Genomic DNA, 1,592 nt, shown 5'->3' with positions numbered 1-1,592 from the left:
GAGGCGGCGATCGCCAGCACCGTCGGCGGCAGGGACGCCGCGGACGCGAGTATCGCCGTCGCCGGGCTGCGCCCGAGCCATTCGGTGCCGATCGGGCGGCGGCGGATCACCGGGACCTGCGCCATGATGCGCAGTTGCGTGCAGATCTCGCCGGCCACCGCGTCATAGCCGGCATGGGTCGTCGCCACCGGCTTCTCGACCACCGAGAGCGCGCCGGCCCGCAGGGCGTTCATCGAGATGCGCAGCGAGGAATCCTCGACCGCGTCGGCGATCACCACGATCGGCGTCGGGTGCTCGGACATGATGCGACGGGTGGTCTCCAGCCCGTCGATGCCGGGCAGCCGGATGTCCATCGAGATCACGTCGGGCCGGACGCTGTCGATCGCGGACAGGGCCTCCTCCCCCGACGCGACGGCGGCGACGCAGGCCAGGCGCGGATCGCGCGAGAGGATGTGGCGCAGCAGCTCGCGCACCACCAAGCTGTCCTCGACGAGCATGACGCGGACCGGATCGCTCACAGCAGCTGCCCGATCGTGTCGAGGAGCTGGCGCTGGTCGAACTTCTGCTTGGTCAGGTAGGCGTCGGCGCCGAGATCGAGGCCTCGGGCGACGTCAGCCGCGTCGCCGCGCGAGGTCATCAGCACCACCGGCAGGCGTGCGAACCGGCTCTCGGCACGGATCGCGCCGAGCAGGCCGAAGCCGTCGAGCCGCGGCATCTCCACGTCGGCGAGCACGAGGTCGAAGACCTCGATGTCGGCGTGCAGGCGGTCGAGGGCGTCCTGCCCGTCGACGCACACGACCACGCGATAGCCGGCGGCTTCCAAGATGCCCTTCTCCAAGGTGCGGGTGGTGATCGAGTCATCGACGACGAGAATGGTCGCGCGGTGTTTCGAACGTGGCGCCTCCCCCAACGTTCCGCCGGGTCCTGCGGCGGAGTCGACCGGCGACGCCACCGCGCCGACGAGGCCCGCCCGGACGGCGAGCCCGTCGGGATCGAGCACCAGGGCCGGCACGTCGCCGGGCAGCACGACGGTGCCGGCGACGAGGCCGGAATCACCGCCGACCGGCGGGGCCGGCAGCACGAGGAGCGTGCGTACGTCGCGGAGCGCGTCGACGGACAGCGCGAACCGGCGCCCGCCGGCCCGCACCAGGATCGCGGTGAGGTGCGGGCTCGCGGACGCGCCGCCGCCGAGGATCTCACCCAGCGCGACGATCGGGAAGGTCTCCTCGGTACCGGAGGGGTTCGGGACCCGCAGCACCGGGCGGCCCATCGCCCGGGGCAGGGTGGACTGGTGGAGTCGCAGCAGGCGCTCCACCGCGGCTCCGGGCAGCGCATAGGTCGCCCCGCCCGCCTCGACGAGGAGCATCGCGCGGCGTGCCGCCGAGAGCGGTGCGGCGATCGTGAGGACGCTGCCCCAGGGCTCGCGGGCTTCGAGCCGGACGACGCCCTGCAGCGCGCGGGCGGCGTCGGCGACCACCGAGAGGCCGAAGCCGCGACCGGACAGGGCGTCCACCGCGCCGGCGGTCGAGAAGCCCGGCTCGAACACCAGGGCCAGGAGCGTCTGCGCGTCGGCCGGGTCCTCGGGCCGGAGC

Annotated in this window: 2 protein-coding genes; both read right to left on the bottom strand. The window is 73.6% G+C overall.

The window, feature by feature from the left end:
• Positions 1–497, bottom strand: a 497-nt coding sequence (locus tag FV222_RS25475; RefSeq protein ID WP_246685661.1) for a response regulator, incomplete at its 3' end; no start/stop codon positions are given.
• A 17-nt stretch (positions 498–514) separates the two neighbouring features.
• The coding region (locus tag FV222_RS25470; RefSeq protein ID WP_147815951.1) for a response regulator at positions 515–1,592 on the bottom strand (1,078 nt) is incomplete at its 5' end.

The sequence above is a fragment of the Methylobacterium sp. WL103 genome (assembly GCF_008039885.1).
GTDB classification, from domain to species: Bacteria; Pseudomonadota; Alphaproteobacteria; order Rhizobiales; family Beijerinckiaceae; genus Methylobacterium; species Methylobacterium cerastii.
The sequence above is the reverse complement of the archived record's forward strand: the minus strand, read 5'-3'. Positions and strand labels throughout refer to the sequence as shown.